23 protein-coding genes and 4 tRNA genes are annotated in these 22,690 nt (G+C 70.3%); 5 read left to right on the top strand and 22 right to left on the bottom strand.

All coding sequences use genetic code 11. The features are described from left to right. From QM788_RS09090 to QM788_RS09035, 12 genes are all read right to left on the bottom strand, one after another. On the bottom strand, positions 1-316 hold a 316-nt coding region (locus QM788_RS09090), incomplete at its 3' end, for a hypothetical protein (protein WP_415661160.1). Positions 317-749: 433 nt separating this feature from the next. Continuing rightward, the gene (rplL, locus tag QM788_RS09085) at positions 750-1,130 is read right to left on the bottom strand and encodes a 50S ribosomal protein L7/L12 (protein ID WP_415659296.1); all 381 of its coding nucleotides are present in this window, start codon (positions 1,128-1,130) and stop codon (positions 750-752) included. 54 nt (positions 1,131-1,184) lie between these two features. After that, positions 1,185-1,709, bottom strand: coding sequence for a 50S ribosomal protein L10 (gene rplJ / locus QM788_RS09080; RefSeq protein WP_415661159.1), 525 nt, complete (start codon positions 1,707-1,709; stop codon positions 1,185-1,187). A 283-nt stretch (positions 1,710-1,992) separates the two neighbouring features. Next, complete coding sequence (rplA, locus tag QM788_RS09075; RefSeq protein WP_415661158.1) at positions 1,993-2,703, bottom strand: 50S ribosomal protein L1; 711 nt, start codon at positions 2,701-2,703, stop codon at positions 1,993-1,995. Between the two features lies 1 nt (position 2,704). Beyond that, complete coding sequence (gene rplK / locus QM788_RS09070) at positions 2,705-3,142, bottom strand: 50S ribosomal protein L11 (RefSeq protein ID WP_415661157.1); 438 nt, start codon at positions 3,140-3,142, stop codon at positions 2,705-2,707. 174 nt (positions 3,143-3,316) lie between these two features. Beyond that, complete coding sequence (nusG, locus tag QM788_RS09065; RefSeq protein ID WP_415661156.1) at positions 3,317-3,892, bottom strand: transcription termination/antitermination protein NusG; 576 nt, start codon at positions 3,890-3,892, stop codon at positions 3,317-3,319. A 21-nt stretch (positions 3,893-3,913) separates the two neighbouring features. Further along, entirely contained in the window at positions 3,914-4,300 is a 387-nt protein-coding gene (gene secE / locus QM788_RS09060; RefSeq protein WP_415661155.1) for a preprotein translocase subunit SecE, read from the bottom strand. Between the two features lie 155 nt (positions 4,301-4,455). Continuing rightward, a tRNA-Trp gene (locus QM788_RS09055) sits at positions 4,456-4,531 on the bottom strand. 12 nt (positions 4,532-4,543) lie between these two features. Further along, positions 4,544-5,734 carry an elongation factor Tu gene (gene tuf / locus QM788_RS09050; protein ID WP_415661154.1) on the bottom strand — a complete coding sequence of 397 codons (1,191 nt, stop codon included), beginning with the start codon at positions 5,732-5,734 and terminating at the stop codon, positions 4,544-4,546. Between the two features lie 52 nt (positions 5,735-5,786). Beyond that, positions 5,787-5,861: transfer RNA gene (locus tag QM788_RS09045), tRNA-Thr, on the bottom strand. 75 nt (positions 5,862-5,936) lie between these two features. Then, positions 5,937-6,010, bottom strand: a tRNA-Gly gene (locus tag QM788_RS09040). 56 nt (positions 6,011-6,066) lie between these two features. Beyond that, a tRNA-Tyr gene (locus QM788_RS09035) sits at positions 6,067-6,151 on the bottom strand. Positions 6,152-6,693: 542 nt separating this feature from the next. On the opposite strand from QM788_RS09035, the gene QM788_RS09030 reads away from it, so the two are divergent. Together QM788_RS09030 and QM788_RS09025 are read left to right on the top strand one after the other, a co-directional pair. Further along, positions 6,694-9,351, top strand: a complete 2,658-nt coding sequence (locus tag QM788_RS09030; protein ID WP_415661153.1) for a TonB-dependent receptor — start codon at positions 6,694-6,696, stop codon at positions 9,349-9,351. A 146-nt stretch (positions 9,352-9,497) separates the two neighbouring features. Next, entirely contained in the window at positions 9,498-9,728 is a 231-nt protein-coding gene (locus QM788_RS09025) for a type II toxin-antitoxin system Phd/YefM family antitoxin (RefSeq protein WP_415661152.1), read from the top strand. Here QM788_RS09025 and QM788_RS09020 read toward each other — a convergent pair. From QM788_RS09020 to QM788_RS08975, 10 genes are read right to left on the bottom strand one after another with little or no spacing between them, the layout of a single operon-like run. Further along, complete coding sequence (locus QM788_RS09020; RefSeq protein ID WP_415661151.1) at positions 9,725-10,432, bottom strand: DUF6445 family protein; 708 nt, start codon at positions 10,430-10,432, stop codon at positions 9,725-9,727. The two genes, QM788_RS09025 and QM788_RS09020, sit on opposite strands and share 4 nt — an antisense overlap. Before the next feature lie 32 nt (positions 10,433-10,464). After that, positions 10,465-11,535: an acyltransferase family protein gene (locus tag QM788_RS09015; protein WP_415661150.1), complete on the bottom strand. Its 1,071-nt coding sequence runs from the start codon at positions 11,533-11,535 to the stop codon at positions 10,465-10,467. Next, positions 11,532-12,662, bottom strand: coding sequence for a glycoside hydrolase family 18 protein (locus tag QM788_RS09010; protein ID WP_415661149.1), 1,131 nt, complete (start codon positions 12,660-12,662; stop codon positions 11,532-11,534). Before QM788_RS09010 ends, QM788_RS09015 begins: the two co-directional genes overlap by 4 nt. Continuing rightward, complete coding sequence (locus QM788_RS09005; protein WP_415661148.1) at positions 12,659-13,522, bottom strand: glycoside hydrolase family 16 protein; 864 nt, start codon at positions 13,520-13,522, stop codon at positions 12,659-12,661. Before QM788_RS09005 ends, QM788_RS09010 begins: the two co-directional genes overlap by 4 nt. Beyond that, the gene (locus QM788_RS09000; protein ID WP_415661147.1) at positions 13,519-14,790 is read right to left on the bottom strand and encodes an MFS transporter; all 1,272 of its coding nucleotides are present in this window, start codon (positions 14,788-14,790) and stop codon (positions 13,519-13,521) included. Before QM788_RS09000 ends, QM788_RS09005 begins: the two co-directional genes overlap by 4 nt. After that, the gene (gene nagZ, locus QM788_RS08995) at positions 14,790-16,262 is read right to left on the bottom strand and encodes a beta-N-acetylhexosaminidase (RefSeq protein WP_415661146.1); all 1,473 of its coding nucleotides are present in this window, start codon (positions 16,260-16,262) and stop codon (positions 14,790-14,792) included. Before nagZ ends, QM788_RS09000 begins: the two co-directional genes overlap by 1 nt. 9 nt (positions 16,263-16,271) lie before the next feature. Further along, complete coding sequence (locus tag QM788_RS08990) at positions 16,272-17,306, bottom strand: SIS domain-containing protein (RefSeq protein WP_415661145.1); 1,035 nt, start codon at positions 17,304-17,306, stop codon at positions 16,272-16,274. Beyond that, complete coding sequence (nagA, locus tag QM788_RS08985) at positions 17,287-18,411, bottom strand: N-acetylglucosamine-6-phosphate deacetylase (RefSeq protein ID WP_415661144.1); 1,125 nt, start codon at positions 18,409-18,411, stop codon at positions 17,287-17,289. Before nagA ends, QM788_RS08990 begins: the two co-directional genes overlap by 20 nt. After that, positions 18,411-19,139 (bottom strand): GntR family transcriptional regulator, encoded by a 729-nt coding sequence (locus QM788_RS08980; protein WP_415661143.1) that lies wholly within the window; start codon positions 19,137-19,139, stop codon positions 18,411-18,413. The genes nagA and QM788_RS08980 overlap by 1 nt, the downstream gene beginning before the upstream one ends. Further along, complete coding sequence (locus QM788_RS08975) at positions 19,136-20,041, bottom strand: BadF/BadG/BcrA/BcrD ATPase family protein (protein WP_415661142.1); 906 nt, start codon at positions 20,039-20,041, stop codon at positions 19,136-19,138. Before QM788_RS08975 ends, QM788_RS08980 begins: the two co-directional genes overlap by 4 nt. 193 nt (positions 20,042-20,234) lie before the next feature. Here QM788_RS08975 and QM788_RS08970 point away from each other — a divergent pair, with 193 nt between their 5' ends. The 3 genes from QM788_RS08970 to QM788_RS08960 all read left to right on the top strand — a co-directional run bounded on the left by QM788_RS08970 (position 20,235) and on the right by QM788_RS08960 (position 22,622). After that, entirely contained in the window at positions 20,235-21,695 is a 1,461-nt protein-coding gene (locus QM788_RS08970) for a hypothetical protein (protein WP_415661141.1), read from the top strand. Positions 21,696-21,766: 71 nt separating this feature from the next. Next, positions 21,767-22,189, top strand: a complete 423-nt coding sequence (locus QM788_RS08965) for a hypothetical protein (protein ID WP_415661140.1) — start codon at positions 21,767-21,769, stop codon at positions 22,187-22,189. A gap of 40 nt (positions 22,190-22,229) precedes the next feature. Continuing rightward, positions 22,230-22,622: a PilZ domain-containing protein gene (locus tag QM788_RS08960; RefSeq protein ID WP_415661175.1), complete on the top strand. Its 393-nt coding sequence runs from the start codon at positions 22,230-22,232 to the stop codon at positions 22,620-22,622. The last annotated feature ends 68 nt before the right edge of the window (positions 22,623-22,690 follow it).

Raw genomic sequence — 22,690 nt, 5'->3', positions numbered from 1 at the left:
CGCGCACGGCGGCTGCGTAGGTCAACCCCCGCTGCTGGCACTCGCGGGTGTCGAACGGCGGCTTGGCGATGTTGAACTCGAGGAACTTCATCTCGACGAAACCGTTGTGCGAAACAATCGGGAACGCCGACAGGAAGGCCGCCTGCAAGCCCTCGGGCTTGCGCTTGGCGGGGGGCACGTCCTTCTGCAGGAAGGCCACGTAGCTGTCCTTCTGCATCGTCAGCAGATAGGGGACGTTGAGAACGCTCTCGCGCTTGCCGAAGCTCTTGCGGATCCGCTTGCGCTCGGTGTAGCTGTAGGGGGTTGCTTGCGCCATAAACACTCCGTGTCGAGTGCGCCCCCGGCCGTGGGACGCACCGCGTCGGCGACTGGCTGGCTCACGCACCCGGGACGGGCGGCTGCCTAGCTTGGTGGTTGGCCACTACCAACCGCTGGCGGACAACCCTGGCCTTGCACCAGAGTCCGACCAAACTGGTTCTCTGCAGTCGGATCAGAGAACACGTGAAAGAACCGCGCATCATACCGCGCACGGTTCTTTCAGCTGTTCTCCACGGGATAAACCCGCAAAGACGAAAAAGGGGAAGCCCGAGGGCTACCCCTTTGATGAACCTCGACCGAAGTACGAGATTCGGTCGGCGAGCGGCGTCGCGAGCGGGTCGAGGTCGGGTCTGAGACGCGGAACCGCACTTCCGTGCGGTGAGCATCGAAGGCCCGAGATCGGCCCGCGCAGTCGCCGAGCGCCGATCGAATTACTTGAGCTCGGCCTTGGCGCCGGCTTCGACCAGCTTCTTGACGGCGGCTTCGGCGTCGGCCTTGGAGATGCCTTCCTTGACGTTCTTCGGCGCGCCGTCGACCAGGTCCTTGGCTTCCTTCAGGCCCAGGCCCGTGATTTCGCGGACGGCCTTGATGACGCCGACCTTCTGGGCGCCGGCGTCGGTCAGGACGACGTTGAACTCGGTCTTCTCTTCAGCAGCAGCAGCGCCGCCGCCAGCAGCGCCACCCGCGGCCGGGGCTGCCATCGAAGCGGCGGACACGCCGAACTTCTCTTCGATCGCCTTGACCAGGTCGTTCAGTTCCAGGACGGTCATGCTGTCCAGGGCGGTCAGGAAAGCGTCTTTATCGAATGCCATGATGTGTTCCTAAATAACAGATGGTTTGCGTGTGAACGCGAGATTTGTCGTCGATCAGGCCGCAGCCGGGGCTTCGGCAGCGCTTTCCGCGCCACCACCACGTTGCTGAGCCAGGGCTGCCAGCACGGCCGCGGTGCGTTGCACCGGCGACAGCAGCAGGCCGGCGATTTGCGACAGCAGCACTTCCTTGCTCGGGACGGCCGCCAGCGCCTTCACGCCGTTGACGTCCAGAGCCTTGCCGCCGTAGGCACCGCCCTTGATGACGAGCTTGTCGTTGGTCTTGGCAAAGTCGGCGATGACTTTGGCAGCCGCGACAGCATCTTCCGAAAAGCCGTAGATCAGCGGGCCGACCATGCTCTCCGCAGCCGCCTCGAACGGCGTGCCGGCGACGGCGCGACGGGCCAGGGTGTTCTTCAGCACGTGAAGATAGACACCCTTGGCACGCGCGTCGACGCGCAGCTTGTTCAAGGCTTCCACGGTGAGGCCACGGTACTCGGCCAGCGCCAGCGTCTGCGACTTGGCGGCTTGCGCCGCCACGTCCGACACAACGGCTGCCTTCTCGTTGCGATTGAGACTCAAGGTCTACTCCTCACATTTGCTCCCTCGGCCTTGCGGCCTCGAGAGCGCCAGGGATTCAGCGACCATCTGATAAGAAACACGTCAGGAACGGACTTCTTTCAGCGGGACCGCCATCTGCGTTGGTTCCCGGCTTGCGCCGCGATTTAAGGGGCCTCCACCAACGGTCTTGGATGACGCGCCGCACCGGCGAACCGGCACGGCGCCCCACCAATCTTGTCGCCCGGGGCCAGACTCGCCCCGGGCAGATTCATGACCCACCAGGCCGTGACGGCCTGGCCGCCGGTCAGGCGGTGGCGGGCTGGGCGTTGATCGACGCGATTTCGACGCGGGCGCCGACGCCCATCGTCGAGGACACGGCCACCTTGCGCAGGTAGACGCCCTTGCTCGACGCCGGCTTGGCCTTGTTCAGGGCCTCGATCAGCGCGCGCAGATTGCCTTCCAGCTTGTCGGTGTCGAACGAGCGACGGCCAAGCGTGCCGTGGATGATGCCGGCCTTGTCCACGCGGAACTGGACCTGGCCCGCCTTGGCGTTCTTGACGGCGGTGGCGACGTCGGGCGTGACGGTGCCGACCTTCGGGTTCGGCATCAGGCCGCGCGGGCCCAGGATCTGGCCCAGCGTACCGACGACGCGCATCGTGTCGGGCGAGGCGATGACCACGTCGAAGGGCATGTCGCCCGCCTTCACGCGCTCGGCCAGGTCTTCCATGCCGACCACGTCGGCGCCGGCGGCCTTGGCTTCCTCGGCCTTCGCGCCCTGGGCGAACACGGCGACGCGCTTGGTCTTGCCGGTGCCATTGGGCATCACGACGGCGCCGCGGACGACCTGGTCCGACTTCTTCGCGTCGATGCCGAGCTGCACGGCCACGTCGATGGACTCATCGAACTTGGCCGAGGCCAGGCTCTTCACCAGGTCCAGGGCCTCGGTCAGCGCGTACAGCTTGGTCGTTTCGACCTTGCCGGCCAGCGCCTTCTGCTTCTTGGTGAGCTTGGCCATGTCAGACACCCTCCACGATGATGCCCATCGAGCGGGCGGAGCCGGCGATGGTCTTGACGGCGGCGTCCATGCCGGCGGCCGTCAGGTCCTTGGTCTTGATCTGGGCGATTTCTTCCAGCTGGGCGCGGGTCAGCTTGCCGACCTTGTCCAGGTGCGGACGCGGCGAGCCCTTCTCGATCTTGGCGGCCTTCTTCAGCAGCACGGTCGCCGGGGGCGACTTGATGACGAAGGTGAAGCTCTTGTCCGCGAAGGCGGTGATGACCACCGGCAGCTTCATGCCCGGCTCGAAGCCGGCGCCGGACGTCTGGGCGTTGAACGCCTTGCAGAACTCCATGATGTTCAGGCCGCGCTGACCCAGCGCGGGACCCACCGGCGGCGAAGGATTTGCCTTGCCGGCCGGAATTTGCAGCTTGATGAAGCCGACAATTTTCTTGGCCATGTTTTCTCCAATCCAGCGAACCCGCGGCCTGCGGAATCGCCTGAGTGCTAGCGCATCGGACTCGGGCCTCTTTCGGGAAGAAGCCCTTACCTTTGCTCCTCTTGTCCGCCTCTCGTTGCAGACTGGTCACGGGCCGGCGTCAGGGTCGCCGGCCGAACCCGCGATTCTAGCGCGTCAGACCTTCTCGACCTGCGCGAAGTCCAGCTCGACCGGCGTGGCGCGGCCGAAGATCGTGACCGACACCCGCACCTTGGACTTGTCGTAGTTGACTTCCTCGACCGAGCCGTTGAAGTCGGTGAACGGGCCTTCCTTGACGCGCACCACCTCGCCGACCATCCACTCGACCTTGGGCCGCGGCTTCTCGATGCCTTCCTGCATCTGGTTGACGATCTTGTCGACCTCGGCCTGCGAGATCGGCGCGGGGCGGTTGCGCGCGCCGCCGATGAAGCCCGTCACCTTGGACGTGTGCTTCACCAGGTGCCAGGACTCGTCGTCCATGACCATCTCGACCAGCACATAGCCCGGGTAGATGCGGCGCTCGGTGACGGTCTTCTTGCCATTCTTCAGCTCGACCACTTCTTCGGTCGGCACCAGGATGCGGCCGAACTTGTCCTGCATGCCGGCGCGGTCGATGCGCTCGCGCAGGTTGCGCTCGACGGCCTTCTCCATGCCCGAATAGGCATGGACGATGTACCAGCGCTTGGGCAGGCCGGCCGGCGCCTCGGTCGTGACGACTTGTTCTTCAGACATTGGGATTCCTTGCCTTCTCGGTCAGCGCTTCCAGCCCAGGATCAGGTCGTACAGCACCCATTCCAGCGTCTTGTCGGTCAGCCACAGGAACAGCGCCATGACGACGACGAAGGCGAACACATAGCCCGTCATCTGGATCGCTTCCTTGCGGGTCGGCCAGACGACCTTCTTCACCTCGCGCACCGAATCGCGGCCGTAGGCGATCAGCGACTTGCCGTGCTCGGACGTGAAGAACGCCGCCGCGCCGGCGGCCAGCAGCACGATGAGCGAGGCCCACTGCACCAGCGCGCCCTGTTTGGACAAGCCGTAGTAAGCCACCAGCGCGCCGACCAGCAGCAGCACCGCAGCGACCAGCTTGGCCTTGTCGGCGCTGCTGGTCACGGTTTCGACTTGGGGAGGATTCGCCATCAGTACTTGTCTTTCACGCACCGCGCAGGCCCGAAACCTTGCGATGCTTCAACGCCGCCACGGCTCGTAGCCATCAGCAGCAAGGCCCGCCGAGATCACTCTCGCGGGCCGATGCTTGTTGAGCCGGGAAACCAACCGCCGTGATCAGTGGCGGGTGGCAGGGGCAGAGGGTCTCGAACCCCCAACCTTCGGTTTTGGAGACCGACGCTCTGCCAATTGAGCTATGCCCCTGCGGCCTAAAACTTATTCCAGGATCGTGGCGACGACGCCGGAGCCGACGGTGCGGCCGCCTTCACGGATGGCGAAGCGCAGGCCTTGCTCCATCGCGATCGGCGCGATCAGCTTCACGGTGATGCCGACGTTGTCGCCGGGCATGACCATTTCCTTGTCCTTGGGCAGCTCCACCGCGCCGGTCACGTCCGTCGTGCGGAAGTAGAACTGCGGACGGTAGTTGTTGAAGAACGGCGTGTGGCGGCCGCCTTCTTCCTTGCTCAGCACGTAGATTTCGGCCGTGAAGTGCGTGTGCGGCTTGATCGTGCCCGGCTTGGCCAGCACTTGGCCGCGTTCCACGTCTTCGCGCTTGGTGCCGCGCAGCAGGATGCCGACGTTGTCGCCCGCCTGGCCTTGGTCCAGCAGCTTGCGGAACATTTCCACGCCCGTGACCGTGGTCTTCTGCACTTCGCGGATGCCGACGATTTCGATTTCTTCGCCGACCTTGATGATGCCGCGCTCGACGCGGCCGGTCACCACGGTGCCGCGGCCGGAGATGGAGAACACGTCTTCCACCGGCAGCAGGAAGGCGCCGTCAACGGCACGGTCCGGCGTCGGGATGTAGGTGTCCAGCGCTTCGGCCAGGCGCATGATGGCTTGTTCGCCCAGGTCGCCGGCGTCGCCTTCCAGGGCCAGCTTGGCCGAGCCCTTGATGATCGGGGTGTCGTCGCCGGGGAAGTCGTACTTGCTCAGCAGTTCGCGCACTTCCATTTCGACGAGCTCCAGCAGCTCGGCGTCGTCCACCATGTCGCACTTGTTCAGGAAGACGATGATGTACTTCACGCCGACCTGGCGGGCCAGCAGGATGTGTTCGCGGGTCTGGGGCATCGGGCCGTCAGCGGCCGAGCACACCAGGATGGCGCCGTCCATCTGGGCGGCACCGGTGATCATGTTCTTCACGTAGTCGGCGTGGCCCGGGCAGTCCACGTGCGCGTAGTGGCGGTTGGCCGTTTCGTACTCGACGTGCGCGGTGTTGATCGTGATGCCGCGTGCCTTTTCTTCCGGCGCCGCGTCGATCTGGTCGTAGGCCTTGGCCTCCCCGCCGAACTTCTTCGACAGCACCGTCGCAATCGCCGCCGTCAGCGTCGTCTTCCCGTGGTCCACGTGACCAATCGTGCCCACGTTCACGTGCGGCTTGGTCCGTTCAAACTTGCCTTTTGCCATCTTGCGCTCCTGAGGCGAACCCGTTGAGAACGAGTAGAAGAAAAAGAAAGGGTGGTGCCCATGACGCGGATCGAACGCGTGACCTCTCCCTTACCAAGGGAGTGCTCTACCACTGAGCCACATGGGCATCGGCACGGGTTTGGCGCCAGGGACGCTGGCCGGCAAACCGGTGTCGACGCTGGCCGACCAAGCCGCTCGCAGGTGGAGCGGGAAACGGGAATCGAACCCGTGTCATTAGCTTGGAAGGCTAAGGTTCTACCATTGAACTACTCCCGCCCTGGGAGCCCTTGCCATCAGGGACATCCTCGGCACGCGCCGGCAGGCACATGCTTTGGTGGAGGAGGCTGGATTCGAACCAGCGTACGCAATGCGGGCAGATTTACAGTCTGCTGCCTTTAACCACTCGGCCACCCCTCCTGAGGCAAGCCCGCAACTATAGCACAGGGTTGACGAGGTGCAACAGGAGCCTTGCAAGATCGCGTGCGCAGCCGGCGATGCCGGACGACGGCCAGGCACCACCCCCTCCCGCGCACCAACATCAGGCCGCCGCATCGCCAGCCGCAACGCGACGGCGACGCCCATGGCGATACGCACCGCCAACCCCCACCCGACATCCAGCCGGCCGGCAAGAACATCCACCACGCCAGCCAGCCCGTAGCTGGTGCGCAACATGCATTCAATACCAATTTAATACCACAAATCCACCCCATCACCGCCGACCCCGACGCGCCCCCAGAGGGAAGGCCGCCACAACCGTGCATCCTCCGCGCGCCCCTCGGGTAAGTCCCCGGTTCAGACTGGTAGCAAAGTGGCGTTATCCATTGCTACATTGGCGTCACACTGGTTGCACTGGTCTCGATGCCGACAGGCGGAGGGCCAACCGGACTCAAGGTGGTATGCAACCGGAAAAAGCCGCCACCGTCCGCCCGATTTCATTGGCCACAACGAGGAAACAGTTCATGAAGGTCAAGCAGACCCCTATCGCGACCGCTGCGTCGCTGGCATTGCTGGGCATGTCGTTCGCCGCCCAGGCGCAGCAGGCCGAGGCGCCTGCCGCCGCAGCTTCGGCCCCGGCACAGCTGGAGCAGGTCGTCATCACCGGCATCCGCGCCTCGCTGCAATCCGCTGCGACGATCAAGAAGAATGCCACCGCCGTGGTGGATGCCGTGTCCGCCGAGGACGTGGGCAAACTGCCCGACTCCGACGTCGGCCAGGCGCTGGGCCGCATTCCCGGCGTGTCCGTCGGCCGCGCATTCGGCCAGGGCTCGTCCGTCTCCATCCGCGGCTCCGACCCGCAGATGACCTACACCACGCTGAACGGCCAGACCGTCGCGTCCACCGGCTGGTACGACCAGATGGACATCGACCGTTCGTTCAACTACTCGCTGTTGCCGCCCGAGCTGATCGGCGGCATGGAGGTCTACAAATCCTCGCAGGCCAATCTGACCGAGGGCGGCATCGGCGGCACCGTGATCGTCAAGACCCGCAAGCCGCTGGATCTGGACCCCAACACCGTCTTCCTGAGCACGCACTACAGCCACAGCACCATCAGCGACCCCGAGAAGGAAGTGTCCGGCCTCTACAGCTGGCGCACCGCCAATCGCCGCTTCGGCGTGCTGGTGGCCGCCGGCCTGTCCAAGGGCAGCTACATCCGGAACGGCGTGGAAGCCGACAGCCGCTGGAACAGCGATGTGGCCCCCACCGCCTTCGTACAGGATCGCAAGCGCACCTCCTTCAACGTCGCGCTCCAAGCCCGCCCTGTCGACGGTCTGGAATTGGGCCTGAACGTGCTGAGCATGAAGCTTGATGCCGACAGCTCCAACGCCAGCGACTATCTGATGCACGACCAGAACTGCGACAAGCGCAATCCGGAAGTGAAGTCGGACTCGTTCAACCCCAACGGCATGTGCCTGCACAGCACCACGACGGCCACCAACCCGCTGGCCCACAAGTTCTTCCAAGTCTGGGCGCGCGGCGCCAGCATGGACTCGAACAGCGTGGTGGCTGACGCCCACTACCGCATCGGCGATGCCAAGTTCGACCTCGTGCTCGGCGCTACCGCAGCCGAAGGCGGCACGTCGATCACGGCCAACTATCAGACCGCCGCATTCGACGGCGCAACGGGTCCATTCAAGCGTCCGAACTGGCAAGGCACGATCGATGCCACCGGCAAACAGATCGGCATCAACCCAACCTCCGACCAGTCCTGGGGACTGAGCGCCCTGCCGACACAGATGTCTCCCGAGACCTGGGCCACTTCGGCTGGCCCGAACAAGGACAAGGAGAAGTTCGGCCAGTTCGACGCGACCTTCAATCTGGACTGGGGCGTCATCAACGCCTTCAAGACCGGCATCCGCCTGGCCGACCACACATTCGAGAAGCGCAGCTTCCGCCCGATCTGGAACAGCACCATCGCTGCGACCGACACCGCCTCGCTGTTCGACGGCTCGGTGGACGTGGCCGGTTGGTCCGTTCCGCGCGCCAACATCGGCGCCATGCTGGCAGGCACCCACAAGAACATCTCCGGCTGGGTCGAGGACCGATCCGGCTACAGCGAGCTGAACGAGAAAAACCGCTCGGTCTACGGCATGTTCGAGTTCGATGCAGAGGGCGTGCGCGGCAACTTCGGCCTGCGCTACATCTCGACCCGAGTCAGCAGCACGGGCTACAAGTTCGACGGCACGACACCGGCCGACCAGTACAGCGGCAACCAGAATTGGGCCAAAACCACGGCAACCACCGACGCGAAGTACAACGACGTTCTGCCCAGCCTGAACATCGCCTTCGACCTGCGCCGTGACCTCGTACTGCGCGCCACGGCGTCCCAGGCCATCACGCGGCCGAACTTCGCCAACATGTTCGGCGTGACGGTGTCCGGCTACAACGACGACCGGCCGAACAACGAAACCTGGACCATCGGCAACGTCGCCCTCAAGCCCATGAAGTCCAGCCAAGCCGACATCGGCCTGGAGTACTACTACGGCAAGGGCAACCTGCTGTCGGCCACCTACTTCGTGAAGGACATCTCGAACTTCATCGTCTCCAACGTTCTGCAGAACCAGAAGGTCGGCCTGATCGATCCGGTCACCCAAGTGGACAACTGGACGGTGGAGAGCTTCCAAAACGCCGGCGGCGGCCGTATCCGAGGCCTGGAACTGCAAGCCAACCACTCGTTCAACAACGGTTTCGGTGCCATCGGCAACTACACCTACACCGAAGGCACGGCGCCGGGCACCAGCTATCTGGATAGCCTGAACGTCTTCACCCAGGCGTCCAAGCACAACCTGAACCTGGTGGGCTACTACGAAACCGAGAACTACTTCGGCCGCCTGGCCTACAACTGGCGCTCCAAGTACATGATCCGCGAAGGCGCCAAGTGGTATGGCAACCGCATGCACGATGCCTACGGCACGCTGGACCTGAGCCTGGGCTGGAACATCAACAAGTGGCTGAAGCTGAGCCTGGACGCGGTCAACCTGACCAAGGAAGACGACGTCCAGTACGGTGCCGCAGCCGCAAACAACGCCGCTGTCAAGGATCCGCTGCGCGCCGGCTTCCCGGCCTGGTCTTTCAAGGGCGAAACGACCTACAAGCTGGGCCTGACGGCCAAGTTCTGATCGGCGACCGCCCCGCCGCCCCGCCCCGGGGCGGCTCGCTCCCCGCACACCCCGGCAGCTTCGGTTGCCGGGGTGTTTTTCATGCGGCGCGCCCATGTCTGGAATGCGCCAAACTTCGCGCATCGCTTGACGACACGGAAGCCGCCATGCTCACACTCACCTGCAGCGACGCACGTGCCCGCCTTGCCGAACTCATGCGACTGGTGAACGACGGCCACGCGCCCGTACGGATCACGCCCCGGCGCGGCAAGCCGGTGGTCATGCTCTCGCTGGATGAGTTCAACGCCTTGCAAGAAACCAGCTACCTGATGCGCAGCCCCGCGAACGCAGCACGCCTCGCGGAATCGGTGCGCCAGCTCCGCAGTGGCGGCGACTAGAAATCGTAGAAGGTATTGACCGTCAGCCGCCCCCGTCCGGGGTCAGCACTCAATCCGTGCTGCGGGTTGACGATGGCCGAATGCAGCAGGCTGCCGCGATAGGCCACGAGGCGGTTGAAGCGCGCCGGCATCATGCCGAGGAACTCGAAATGCTCGTCCGAGTCGCCGAAATAGCGCGGCGGCGCCGGGCGGCGCTCGACCTCGCCGTAGATCAGCTCGCCATAGCGCTCGCGGTTCTCGGCCGTGATCTGCTGCAGGCCGCTGGCCCGGTGGCGGTAGAAGGCCGTGCCGCCATGCCGCTCGTCGCAGAGATAGAGCAGCACCGCCATGTAGTGCGGCGTGCTGGCGTCGAAATGCGGCACGCGCTGCAGGGGCCCCAGTTCGTGCGGCGCCACCGTCGTCAGAGAGAAGGCGCAGGGCGTCTTCTTCACCGGCAGATGCTCGGGCACGCCGAAGTTGAGCTTGATGAGCGGGTCCAGCAGTTCCGTCAGGCGCTCCGAATAGGCCCGCGGTGCCGGTGCGCGCACGCCGGGGTAGCCCCGGCGCTCGTCCGCGCCGGGGCAGGGCTCGAAGCGGGCCTGGCGCGCCGCTTCGACCAGGGCCTGCGGGTCTTCCAGGAAATCGTCGATGAAGACGACCGGGTGCTCGCCCACCCGCACGGAGCGGATGTCCGGCGGCATGCGGATCGAGAACGGCTCGCTCACGGCTGTGTCCCCATCACGCGGCGCCCACGCTCTCAGATCTTCCAGTACAGCCCGCGCCGGTCCAGCGCCCAGACGATGGCGGCCCAGGCCGCCACGAAGGCGAGCGCGAAGGCGAGCGACTGCGCATGCGGCCCGAGCGCCGCGCCCACCGGGCCGAACATGGTGGCGTAGAGCGGCGCCATCCAGCCGCTGGCCGCCAGCAGGACCGCGCACAGCCAGGCCCCGGCATAGGCGCCGATCGCGTTCAGCCCGAAGGCCCGCCCCCAGGGGCGGTGGCCGCGCACATCCACCCAGACGCGCGCGGCGGCCAGCGCCACGGCGGCCAGGCCGCCGGTCCACAGCACGAAGCTGGGCGTCCACAGCTGCTTGTTCCACGGCAGCCAGGTGGACCACCAGGCGCCCACCAGCGCCGCCGCGATGCCGGTCAGCAGTACGGCGCGCGGCGCCTCGCGCCGCAGCAGGCCGCCGCACAGCAGGCCGAACACCGTGGTCGCCAGCGCGCCCAGCGTGGACAGCAGGCCCTCGGGGTCGAAGGCGATGCCGGTCTGCGCGTTCCACTCGTAGGCGAAGCGGCCCAGCAGCGCCGTGTCCAGGCGCTGCTGCAGGCTACCCAGCTTCTCCAGCGGCGCCCCGCTGCCCTGCAGCAGCGCGCCGTAGCCGGCCAGCAGCACGACCAGCAGCAGCCACTGCCCGCGCGCGCGCCACTGCACGGCCACCAGCCCGGCGGCGATGAAGCACAGCCCGATGCGCTGCAGCACGCCGGGCATGCGGAACTCGGGCTTGTCCAGCAGCCACCAGGCCAGCGCATGCAGCAGCAGGCCCAGCGCCAGGATGCGCAGGCCGCGCCGCACGACGGCGGCGCGCAGCGGCCCCGGCGCGGCGCCGGCCTGCACGCGCGGCCCGATGGCCAGCGCCGTGGACACACCGACGATGAACAGGAAGAACGGGAAGATCAGGTCCGTCGGCGTGCAGCCGTGCCAGGCGGCATGCTGCAGCGGCGCGTAGACATGGCCCCAGTCGCCGGGGTTGTTGACCAGCAGCATGGCCGCCACGGCCAGGCCGCGCAGCGCGTCCACGGAGGCGATGCGGCGGGTCGTGTTCACGGGGTGGTGTTCATGGCGTCCAGGATCTCGCCATTGTCCTGGCCCAGCTCCCAGGCGAACACCCCGGCCAGCCCCTGGCGCCGGGCGAAGGCGACCTTGGCGCGCACCGCGCGCGGGTCGTCGTAGCCGACGAACACGCCGCCGCCCACCAGCGCCCAGGACTGCGTGGCCCGGTCGAACCTGGGCTTCAGGCCGCGCGCCTTCAGAGCGGCCAGGTCCTTGAACGCGACGGAGCCGTCGGCATTCGGCCACGGGCCGGCAAAGCTGCCGTCCGCCTTGACGCCGCTGAAGCCCCGGCCGTACATCGCCACGCCGGCCACCATCTTGGCCGCCGGCACGCCCTCGGCCTTCAGGGTGGCCACGGCCCGCTCCAGGCTCTCGCCGCCGGCCCGGGCGCTGCGCAGCGCGGTGTGGTGCGCGGCCCGGGTGCTCCAGGGGCCGGCGAAGTCGTAGGTCATCATGAACACCAGGTCCAGCGAGCGGGCCGCGCGGCCCATGGGCATGCGCGCGAGCTGCTCCCGGGTGGTGTTGATGGCCACGGTCAGCGCGTAGCGCCGGCCGGTCTCGCGGCCCAGCGCGTCCAGGCCGGTGCGCAGGTCCTGCAGCAGCTGCGCGAAGTGCTCGCCGTCGGCCGGGCCGCCCAGCTGCACGCCGTTGACGGCGCCGTTGTTGCCGGGGTGCTCCCAGTCGATGTCCAGGCCGTCGAAGCCGGGGTGGGCGCGCAGCCAGTCCAGCGCCGACTGCACGAACGCGGTGCGCCCCTCGGGCGTCGCGGCGAGGTGGAAGAACGGGTCCGAGCCACCCCAGCCGCCCACCGAGGCGAGCACCTGCACCCGCGGGTCGCGCTGCTTCAGGCGCTGGAAGGCGGCCGAGAAGACGGCCTGGTCCGCATGCGGCGCGATGCCGAAGGCGGGCTGGCCGGCGCAGGCCTCGGCCTCCTGCGGGCGCTGGCCTTCGCCGCAGACCAACAGGAAGGCGTACAGGATGTGCGACACGCGGCCCGGCGGGAGCTGCTCGACGGCCTGCACGCCGCGCTCGGCCAGCACGTAGGTGCCGACGACGGGGGTGCGGGCCTGCGCCAGCGAGGCCGCCAGCGCCAGCGCGAGGAACAGGAAGCGCCAGGTCATAGGTTGCAGTCGCTGGTCAGGCCGGCGTCGGGCACGGTGTCGCGGCGGGCCACGCCCTGGCGCTGCAGTTCGGCGGCGCGCGCCTGCATGGCCGCCGGGCTGAGCACCTGGCCCTGGGCGTGCAGCACCCAGTCGACCTCGAACTCGTGCGCGCGCGCCGCGCCGGGCGTCGCGCCGCCGGACAACCAGTGGCTGAAGCTGATCGCCATGGGCTTCACCGGCACGTTGCGGCCGGCGGCCTCGTTGAGCAGCTTGTCGTTGGCGTAGTGGCGCACGCGGCCGGCCTCGACCTGCACGGTCAGGAGTTGCCAGCCGTCATGCGAGCCCTTGTGCTGGCCCGAGCTGTTGAACGGCAGAAAGGGATTCACGCGCACGGTGTGCCAGGCCACGCCGTACAGCCGCGTGTCCGGCGCGCCCCAGCCGCCGTGCGGGAGGTATTCGAAATCGACCTCGCTGAACTCGGGGTCGAAGTCGTAGCGCAGCGGGCCGGCGAGGTAGAAGGCCTGCACGACGGTGTCGCGCGTGGCGGTGTCGCGCAGCCGCACGCGCGCCGTCGTCGTGCCCCACAGGAACTTGCGCGCCGCGCACAGCTGCGGCTGCGCGGTGCCGGCGGCGGTGCCATCCGTGTCCAGCCGCAGCTTCAGCTGGCCGTCGGCGACGGACACCTGGCCGGGCGCGAAGCGCGTGCCCGGCAGGCCGGGGTGGCCGCCGCCGTCGCGCAGCACCCAGCCGCTGGCGCGCAGCGCGGCGGTGTCGGGCTGGGAGAAGTCGTCGAAGAACTCGCCGGCCGCGGCGTTGGCCGCGAGGGCGGGCGCCGCGGCCAGGGCCAGGGCTGGCAGGGAGAAGAAGGCGTGCTTCATGCGGGGAGGGGCTCCGGCGTCGGGTTGGGGCGCGGCATGGGCACCCACAGCAGCAGCAGCAGCGCGGGCACGCCGCAGACCAGCGTCCACAGGAAGAAGTGCTGGTAGCCCATGGCCACCTGGATGTCGCCGCTGAGGGTCTTGCTGAGGATGAAGCCCAGCTGCATGACGCCCGAGCCGAGCGCGTAGTGGGCCGTCTGGTAGCGGCCCGGGGCCACCACCTGCATGATGTACAGGATCATGCCGACGAAGCCGAAGCCGTAGCCGAACATCTCCACGCCCACGGCCGCGCCGATGGTCCAGATGGATGTGGGCATCGCCAGGCTCAGGCCCCAGAACACCGCGTTGGGCACGGCCATCATCAGCACCAGCACCGGCATCGCGCGCTTCAGGCCCAGCCAGGAGGTGAAGTAGCCGCCCAGGATGGAGCCGACCAGGAAGGCCGCCGTGCCCACCGTGCCGTACACGCCGCCCACCTGCTCGCTGGTCAGGCCCAGGCCGCCGGCGCCGCGCGGCTCGATCAGGAACAGCGGGCCGATGGTCTGCACCTGGCCCTCGGCGAGGCGGAAGATGACGATGAACAGCACCATCTTCCAGATGCCGGGCTTCTTCAGGAAGTCGGCGACGATCTCGCCCAGCTTCACCGGCTCGCCGGACAGGCGCTGCGGGTTGGGCAGCGCCCGGGCATTCCACGCGGCCAGCAGCGCCAGCAGGCCGGCCAGCAGCGCGAAGATCAGGCTCCAGGCGTTGAACACGCCCATGCGCGTCTCCAGCCGCCCGGCCAGCACCATCAGGCCGCCCAGCGTCAGGAACTTGGACGCATTGAAGAACGCGCCCTGCCAGCCCGCGTAGGCGGCCTGGCGCTTGGCGTCCAGCGAGCCCATGTAGAGGCCGTCGCAGGCGATGTCGTGCGTGGCCGAGGCATAGGCCAGGAAGAACAGCACCGCGATGCTGAGCGCGAAGAAGTTGCTGGCCTGCAGCGCCAGCGCCAGCAGGCCGAGGCCCACGGCGCCGCTGAACTGCATCGCGACGACGACCCGCTTCTTGCTGCGCGCCAGCTCCACCAGCGGGCTCCACAGCGGCTTGAAGGCCCAGGCCAGGCCGATCAGGCCGGTCCAGCGCGCGATCTGGTCGTTGGCCACGCCCATCTGCTTGAACATCAGCCCGGCGATCAGCATGACGACGAAGAACTGCAGCCCCTGCACGAAGTAGAGGCTGGGGATCCAGCGCATCGGGCTGGCGGCGGCCGGCTTGGCGGCGGCGTCCATCAGCGCAGCCCCTCGGGCGCGCGGCCGGCCGCCGGCACGCGGCCTTCCAGCCAGGCCTTGACGCCCGCCAGCGCGCCGGGCGCGAAGCCCCAGCTCAGCAGCGTCGGGCCGGCCACGTCCAGTGCCTGGTAGGGGTTCCACAGCGACAGGTGCAGGTCCGGCCGCCAGCCGGCGGCGGCCTGACCGTAGCGGGCGCGGCGGGTGGAGACCAGCACGTTGGCGCGGCCGTCGCGGGGCAGCGCGGCCCAGTCCAGCTGGGCGATGTCGTCCACCATCTGGATCTGCGCGTCGGTGAAGGCCTCGAACAGCGCCACCGCCTGGCGGCCGGTGGGGCCGGCCTCGGAGACCATGTCGGTCGGCACGTCGCCCTGCACGATGACGCGGATCGGCGCGCCCAGCGCGGGCGGCCGTGCGCCGCGCAGCGCGGTCAGACCGGCGGCCCAGGCCTCGGCCATCAGCGCATGGTCGGCCGCGCGGGCGGCGGCATCGTCCACGGCGCGGGCCGGGTAAGCGGCGGCGAGCCGGTCCAGGCGCGCGTTCGCCACCTCGCCCTGCGCCGGCGCCAGCCGGCCGCTGGCGAAGGCCTCGCGCAGCGCGTTGATGGCGACCAGCTGCTCGGCCTGGGAGCCCTGGGCCAGCACCATGTCGGCGCCGGCCTCGATGGCCATCACGGCGGAGCGCGCGTAGCCGAAGCGCTCGGCCACGGCCTTCATCATCAGCGCGTCGGTGATGACGACGCCGTCATAGCCCCAGTCCTGGCGCAGGATGCCGCCGATGAGCTGCGGCGACAGCGTGGCCGGGCGGTCGGGGTCGATCTGCGGGTAGACGATGTGGGCCGTCATCATGGCCGGCGCCTGGGCCGCCAGCGCCTTGAACGGCGCCAGCTCCAGCGCGTCCAGCTCGGCGCGGCTCTTGTCGACGGTGGGCAGCGCGTGGTGCGAGTCCACGTGCGTGTCGCCGTGGCCGGGGAAGTGCTTCACGCAGCAGGCCACGCCCTCGCGCAGCGAGCCGCGCATCCACGCGGCGGCGAGGCGGGCCACCTCGGCCGGGTCGTTCGAGAAGCTGCGCTCGCCGATGACCGGGTTGGCCGGGTTGTTGTTGACGTCCAGCACCGGCGCGAAGTTCCAGTTGATGCCCAGCGAGCGCAGCCCGCGCGCGACGGCCGCGCCGACGGCCTCGGCGCGCGCCGCGTCGCCGCTGGCACCCAGCGCCATCGCCGACGGCGGCTGCGGCAGGAAGGTGGCGCGCACGACGGCGCCGCCCTCCTGGTCGATGCCGATCAGCGCCTCGGGGCCGAGCACGTCGATCAGGTCGCGCATCAGCGCGCGCACCTCGTCCTCGCTGCCGAGGTTCTTGCGGAACAGGCAGACCGAGCGGATCTTGTGCTCGCGCAGGAAGGCGGCGGTCTCGGCGTCGAGCGACCGGCCCGGAATGTCGACCATCACGAGACGGCCTGGATCGAAGGTGCTCATGGCGGTCCTCTAGTGGGTCTTGGTGACCTTGGCCAGGTTGGGCGGGACGTCGGGGTCGAAGCCGCGCGCCCGCGCCAGCGCCTCCACCATCGGGTAGAAGCTCTGCACCAGCGCGATGGGATCCAGGTCCTCGCTGCCCGTGGTGGCCAGCGGCAGCAGCTCGATGCCCGCCGCCACCCGGGTGCCGATCGGCGCGGCCAGCAGCACGCGGCCGCCGCGGCCGGCCATCTCCTCGGCGATGGCCAGCAGGCCGGCCTGGGCCGGGCCGCGCGGCGCGAAGACGAGCAGCGGGTAGCCGTCGCGCACCAGCGCCATCGGGCCGTGCTTGACCTCGGCGCCCGAGAACGCCTCGGCCTGGATGCCGCAGGTTTCCTTGAGCTTGAGCGCGGCCTCCATCGCCACGGCCAGGCCGGTGCCGCGGCCCAGCACGAACAGCCGGTCCGCGCCCTGCAGCGCCGGCAGCGCGGCACTCCAGTCCAGCCGGGCGGCCTGCGCCAGCGCCGCGGGCAGCAGGTCCAGCGCGGCGCGCAGCGCGTCGTCCTGCTGCCAGGCGGCCACCACGCGGGCGCCGGCCACCAGCTGGGCGATGTAGCTCTTGGTGGCGGCCACGCTCTTCTCGGGGCCGGCGTGCAGCTCGAACACATGCTCGGCCGCGGCCGCCAGCGGCGAGCCGGCGGCGTTGACGAAGGCCACCGTGCGGGCGCCGCCCGCGCGGAAGAAGGCCGTCGGCGCGATCAGGTCGGGGCTCTGGCCCGACTGCGAGAACGCCAGCGACAGCAGGCCCTCGCAGTGCAGCCGGCTCTGGTACAGCGTCACCAGCGACATCGGCAGCGACGTGACCAGCCGGCCCAGCCGCGCCATGACGAGGTAGGCCAGGTAGTGGGCCGCGTGGTCGGAGCTGCCGCGCGCGATGGTCAGCACGCCGCTGGGCGGCTGCGCCTGCAGCGCCTGGCCCAGCCGGGCGTAACTGAGCGGGTCGGCCGCCAGCTGGCGGGCCACCACGTCCGGCGCGCTCAGCGCCTCCTCAAGCATCAGCGAGGTCATCGATCTCTTCACCTTCCACAAACACGCGCTGCACGCTCAGCGCCGCATCCATCACCACCACATCGGCCCAGGCGCCGGGCGCCAGGCGGCCGCGGTCCGGCAGGCCGAGGTAGTCCGCCGCCGTCGTCGCCACGCGCCGCACGGCGTCCTCCAGCGGCAGCGCCAGTCGCTGCACCAAGTTGCGCAGCGCCTGGTCCATCGTCAGCGCGCTGCCGGCCAGCGTGCCGTCGGCCAGGCGCACGCCGCCCAGGCATTTCTGCACCGTGTGCTCGCCGAGGCGGTACTCGCCATCGGGCATGCCGGCGGCGGCGGTCGAATCGGTCACGCAGAACAGGCCCGGGATGCAGCGCAGCGCGGCGCGGATGGCGCCGGGGTGGACGTGCAGCAGGTCGGGGATCAGCTCGGCGTGCTCGCCGTGCGCCAGCGCCGCGCCGACCATGCCGGGCTCGCGGTGGTGCAGGCCGCTCATGGCGTTGAAGAGATGGGTGAAGCCGGCCGCGCCGGCATTCAGCGCGGCCAGGCCGTCCTCGTAGCTGCCGCTGCTGTGGCCGATCTGCACGCGGATGCCGGCGTCGCGCAGCGGGCCGATCAGCGCCAGGTGGCCGGCCATCTCGGGCGCGATCGTCAGCACGCGGATCGGCGCGATGGCGTTCAGGCGCTGCACCTCGGCCAGCGTCGCGGGGATCGCGTGCGCGGGCTGCGCGCCCAGGCGGCCGGGGCTGATGTAGGGGCCTTCCAGGTGCACGCCCAGCACGCGGGCCGACTGCGGCGCGCGCTCGCGGCAGACCGGCCCCAGCGCCCGCAGCGCGGCCTCGATGTCGGCGATGGGCGCCGTCATCGTCGTGGCCAGCATGCCGGTCGTGCCGTGGCGGGCGTGGCGGCGCGCGATGGTGGCGATGGCATCGCCGCCCTCCATCGTGTCGCGGCCGCCGCCGCCGTGGACGTGGGTGTCGATGAAGCCGGGCAGCAGCACCGGCCGGCCGCCCTCGCCCGCGCGCGCCGCGTCGACGGGCGCGCCGGCCACGGCCGCGATGCGGCCCTGCGCCAGGTCCAGGTGGCCGCGCAGCACGCCCTGCGGCGTGACGATGTCGCCTTCGATCCGCATCAGTCGCGCCTCATTTCGGCGACGAAGTCGTAGTAGTCGCTGCGGCAGTAGGAGTGCGTCAGCTCCACCGCCTGCCCCGAGGCGAGGTAGCCCACCCGGGTGATGAACAGCACGGCCGCGCCCAGCGGCACTTCCAGCAGGCCGGCGAGCTTGGCGTCGGCGTTCAGCGCGCGGATGTGCTGCAGCGCGCGCACCGGCGCGCGGTCGCCGAGGTGGGTGTACAGCGACGCCTCGACCTTCTGCGGGTCCGGCAGCACGCTCTGCGGCAGCACGCTGACCTCGTAGGCCATCACCACCGCGTCCGCCATCCGCAGCCGCTCCAGCCGCGCGACGCGCTCGCCGCTCTTGAGCTCCAGCGACAGCTGCTCGTCCGGCGCCGCGGGCGTGAAGCCGCGCACCAGCCAGCGCGAGCTGGGGATGAAGCCACGCTGGTGCAGCTCCTCGGAGAAGCTGGTCAGGCGCGTCAGCGGCTGCTCCAGCTTGGGCGCGATGTAGTTGCCCGAGCCGCGCTTGCGGATGATCAGGCCCTGCTCCACCAGCCGGTCGATGGCCTTGCGCGCGGTCACGCGCGACAGCGCCAGTTGCTCGGCCAGCACGCGCTCGCTGGGCAGCGCCTCGTCGGCGTGGAACACACCGTCGCGGATCGCCTGCGCCAGGCTCTGCGCCAGCTGCATGTACAGCGGCGACGCGGCGTTGGGGTCGGGCCTGAAGTCGAAAACGGCGCTCATGCGGGCCTCGCCTGCTGCTGGATCAGCCACAGCGCGCCGGACGCGGCGTCGCCCCGGGGCTCGACGCGGCGGGCCTGCAGCGCCGGGCCGAAGCGCGGCGCCAGGCGCAGCGCGACGCTGCCGGCCAGCGCCAGCGGCAGGCTCGGGTGGACGGCCGCGGCCAGCGCCTCCAGCGCGCGCGCGGCCTCGCCCAGCAGCGCGGCGGCGGCGGGGTCGGCGGCCTCGTGCTCGAACACCAGCGGCGCCAGGCCGGCATAGCCGCCCTGCCCCGCCGCCGCGCAAAAGCCCAGCATCGCCTCGCGCGACGCGCCGGCCTTCGCCCACACGGCCTGCACCAGCGGGCCGGCGGCGGCGCGGCCGTCGTAGGCCGCCTGCGCCAGCTTCATCGCCTGCTGGCCCAGCCAGGCGCCGCTGCCCTCGTCGCCGATCTGCCAGCCCCAGCCGCCCACCATGCGCCGGCTGCCGTCCGGCAGCAGCGCCTCGGCGACCGAGCCGGTGCCGGAGATCATCAGCGCGCCCGGCTCGCCGGCATGGGCGCCGAGCAGCGCGGCCATGCCGTCCGTCACCAGCGTGAAGCGCGCGACGCCCGGGTCGGCCGCGACGAAGGCCTGCAGCTGCGCCGGCACGCCGGTGCCCGACAGGCCCAGGCCCAGCGCGCAATCCGCCAGCGCCAGCCCGTCCACGCCGGCCCGCGCGACGGCCTCGGCCACATGCCGCCAGGCCTGCGCCGCGCCCTGCCCCAGCGCCGACGCGCCGGCCTCGCCCCGGCCCAGCACGCGACCCTGCCCATCGGCCACGACGGCGCGCGTGCCGGTGCCGCCGCCGTCGATGCCCACCCACCAACGCGCGGGTCGGCCGGAGTCACGGGAGGTCAGCAGGTCGGGAGCGAGGGAGAGCGGCATGATCGACGGCAGGAAGTCGATACCACTCTAATACCAACAAGGTGGACCGTCAATTGGTTTTAAACTGGTCTATGGCCGCTCCCGCGGACCGCGGGCGGCGCTGCCGCCAGGGGCGTCGCCGGCGTGAAATCTGCAGCGCGGCGCAGCGCCGGGTTCGACAAGAATACCAGTGAGAAACCAACCCGTTCCCGCCGTGCCCACGCCCCCTCCAGCCGCCTGCGCGGCACTGCCCGGCCTGCTCGCCCGCATGGCCCGCGTCGCGCACCGCCACCCGCTGCACGCCGACCGGCTGCTGGCCACGCTGAGCGCCAACGCCTTCGCGGCCGGCGACACCGCGGCCGGCGTGGACGCGCTGTACGCCCGCTTCGGCCTGCTGGAGCCGCGCGGCCGCGCGCTGGAGCTGCTGCCGGCGCTGGAGCAGGCCGGCGCGCTCGCGGCGGCCGGCCACTTTCCCGCCGAGGCCGCGCGGGTCTGCGAGGCGCTGGGCCGCATCGCCTACCAGCAGGGCGAGTACCAGCTCGCCAGCGAGCAGTGGAGCCGCGCGCTGGACCTCGCGGAAGTCAGCGGCCACCTGCCCACCGGCGTGGCCGCGCGCATCGGCCTGGGCCAGCTCCACTACGCGCAGGCCGACTGGGCGCGCGGCCTGCGCCAGATGCGCAACGCCGCCGAGCACCTCGGCGGCCTGGACGACAGCCACCTGGCCGCCAAGCTGGCGCTGAACATCGGCGTCGGCAGCTTCGAGACCGGCGACCTGCCCGCCGCCGAGCGCCACTTCAGCCACGGCCTGGCCGCCGCGCGGCGCGGCGGGCACCGCGTGTTCGAGGCCGAGGCGCACTGGCACCTGGCGCGCGCCGCGCTGGCCCGCCAGCGCATGGACTGGGCCGTGGCCGACTGCCGCCTGGCGCTCGACATCGCCGCCCGCCACGGCTACCCCTGGCTGGAGGCCGCCGCCAGCCGCACCTGGACCGAGATCGCGCTGGCCCGCGGCGACAACGCCGCCGCCGTGCGCTCCACCCGCCACGCGCTGGCGCTGGCCCAGCGCATCCAGACCCGCGCCCAGGCGCGCCAGGCGCACCTGCAGCTGGCGCAGCTGCTGCAGGCCGGGGGCGACGCCGCCGGCGCGCTGGAGCACCTGTGGCAGCACCTGGCGCTGCAGTCCGAGATCGAGCGGCTGTCCCTGCCCGCCCGCGCGACGCTGGGGGCGCCGTCCGCCGACGAAGCCGGCGCGCCGGTGACGCCCGAGGAGCTGCTGCTGCACCTGTGCGGCCAGCGCCGCCGCCTGGCCGCCGCGCCGCCGGCCGACGCGCGGGCCGAGCTGGACGCGGCCAGCGCGCGCATCCTGGGCCTGGCCAGCGTCATCCGCTGGCCGCTCGGCCCCGACGGCCTGGACGCGCAGGCACAGCCCCGCTACCTCGACCTGCTGACCCGCCACGCCGCGCCGCTGGCCCTGCCCGACGCCGCGCTGCACCCCTGCCACGCCGAACTGGCCGGCCTGCGCGGCGCGGCGCAGGCGCGCATCGAGGTGCCGCTGTACCACGGCACCGAGCTGGCCGGCGCGCTGTGGCTGGTGGACGCCCGCGCGACGCGCGCCTGGACCCGACAGGAGCTGCTGCTGGCCAGCCAGCTGGGGCTGCTGTTCGAGGCGCAGCGCTAGCCGCGCAGGCGGCGGCGCGGCGTGAAGTTTGGCCGCCCGCCGCGGTGGCGCACCGCCTAGACTCGCCAGCCATGTCCAACCCCGACCTGCAGCGCCTGTCCGCCGCGCTCGAATACGTCGACCTCGCCGCCGGCCTGTACCTGGCGGGCGGCGCCGACCAGGCGGCCCGGCTGCTCGCGGCCGCCGCCGAGCAGCAGCTCGGCGACCTGGTGCGGCTGATCGACGCCCCCAGCGCCACCGTGGACGCGCGCGAGCTGCTGGCCCGCGTGGCGCGGGCGCACCGGCCCGCCGTCGTCGCGCCGCGCGAGGCGCCCGGGCCGGACTGGCGCGAGCCCGCCCAGGCCGACGCCACGCGCGAGGAAACCGTCGCCTACCTGCGCGCCGCCTGGTTCATGCTGGAGGCCATGGGCCTGGCCTCGCTGGCGCCCGAGCGGCTGCAGCAGGCGGTGGAGCACAGCACCGTGTTCGGCGACGCCCTGGAGCCCTTCCTCTAGCCCCTTCGAGTCCCTTCGAGCCCCGCACCGGGAGAACGACATCCACACCGAACGCCGCCAATTCGCCCGCGTCGCCTTCGCCGCCGGCGCCGAGCTGGTCACGACGCAGGCGCACCTGCACTGCCAGGTCATCGACATCTCGCTGAAGGGCGTGCTGCTGCAGCTGCCCGAGGGCGCCGCGCCGCAGCCGGGCATGCCCTGCCTGGTCAAGCTGCCACTGGGCGGCGCCGCGAGCGGCGGCGGCGGCGAGCCCGCCATCGCCATGGCCGGCGAGCTGGCCCATGTGGCGGGCCGCCATGCCGGCGTGCAGTGCCGCAGCATCGACATCGAGTCCATCACCCACCTGCGCCGCCTCATCGAGGTCAACCTCGGCGACGCGGCCGCTGCCCAGCGCGAGCTCCAGGCGCTGATCGCCGCCAGCGCCGCGCCGTAGCGGGCCCCGCCGCAGGGGGCGCCTGTGTCGGCCGCGACACAAACTGCCCATCGCGCCGATACATCCCG

This window comes from Roseateles sp. (assembly GCF_047654785.1).
Lineage (GTDB): Bacteria > Pseudomonadota > Gammaproteobacteria > Burkholderiales > Burkholderiaceae_C > Pelomonas.
Note: the sequence above shows the minus strand (reverse complement) of the source record. Positions and strands in the feature narration are given on the sequence as shown.

Coding starts and splice junctions, on each gene's coding strand:
- tuf (WP_415661154.1), bottom strand. CDS start 5,734: ATGGCAAAAGGCAAGTTTGAACGGACCAAGCCGCACGTGAACGTGGGC.
- QM788_RS09005 (WP_415661148.1), bottom strand. CDS start 13,522: ATGAAGCACGCCTTCTTCTCCCTGCCAGCCCTGGCCCTGGCCGCGGCG.
- QM788_RS08965 (WP_415661140.1), top strand. CDS start 21,767: ATGTCCAACCCCGACCTGCAGCGCCTGTCCGCCGCGCTCGAATACGTC.
- QM788_RS09010 (WP_415661149.1), bottom strand. CDS start 12,662: ATGACCTGGCGCTTCCTGTTCCTCGCGCTGGCGCTGGCGGCCTCGCTG.
- QM788_RS09025 (WP_415661152.1), top strand. CDS start 9,498: ATGCTCACACTCACCTGCAGCGACGCACGTGCCCGCCTTGCCGAACTC.
- rplK (WP_415661157.1), bottom strand. CDS start 3,142: ATGGCCAAGAAAATTGTCGGCTTCATCAAGCTGCAAATTCCGGCCGGC.
- QM788_RS09000 (WP_415661147.1), bottom strand. CDS start 14,790: ATGGACGCCGCCGCCAAGCCGGCCGCCGCCAGCCCGATGCGCTGGATC.
- QM788_RS08990 (WP_415661145.1), bottom strand. CDS start 17,306: ATGACCTCGCTGATGCTTGAGGAGGCGCTGAGCGCGCCGGACGTGGTG.
- secE (WP_415661155.1), bottom strand. CDS start 4,300: ATGGCGAATCCTCCCCAAGTCGAAACCGTGACCAGCAGCGCCGACAAG.
- QM788_RS09030 (WP_415661153.1), top strand. CDS start 6,694: ATGAAGGTCAAGCAGACCCCTATCGCGACCGCTGCGTCGCTGGCATTG.
- nagA (WP_415661144.1), bottom strand. CDS start 18,411: ATGCGGATCGAAGGCGACATCGTCACGCCGCAGGGCGTGCTGCGCGGC.
- rplA (WP_415661158.1), bottom strand. CDS start 2,703: ATGGCCAAGCTCACCAAGAAGCAGAAGGCGCTGGCCGGCAAGGTCGAA.
- QM788_RS08975 (WP_415661142.1), bottom strand. CDS start 20,041: ATGCCGCTCTCCCTCGCTCCCGACCTGCTGACCTCCCGTGACTCCGGC.
- nusG (WP_415661156.1), bottom strand. CDS start 3,892: ATGTCTGAAGAACAAGTCGTCACGACCGAGGCGCCGGCCGGCCTGCCC.
- nagZ (WP_415661146.1), bottom strand. CDS start 16,262: ATGAGCACCTTCGATCCAGGCCGTCTCGTGATGGTCGACATTCCGGGC.
- rplL (WP_415659296.1), bottom strand. CDS start 1,130: ATGGCATTCGATAAAGACGCTTTCCTGACCGCCCTGGACAGCATGACC.
- QM788_RS08980 (WP_415661143.1), bottom strand. CDS start 19,139: ATGAGCGCCGTTTTCGACTTCAGGCCCGACCCCAACGCCGCGTCGCCG.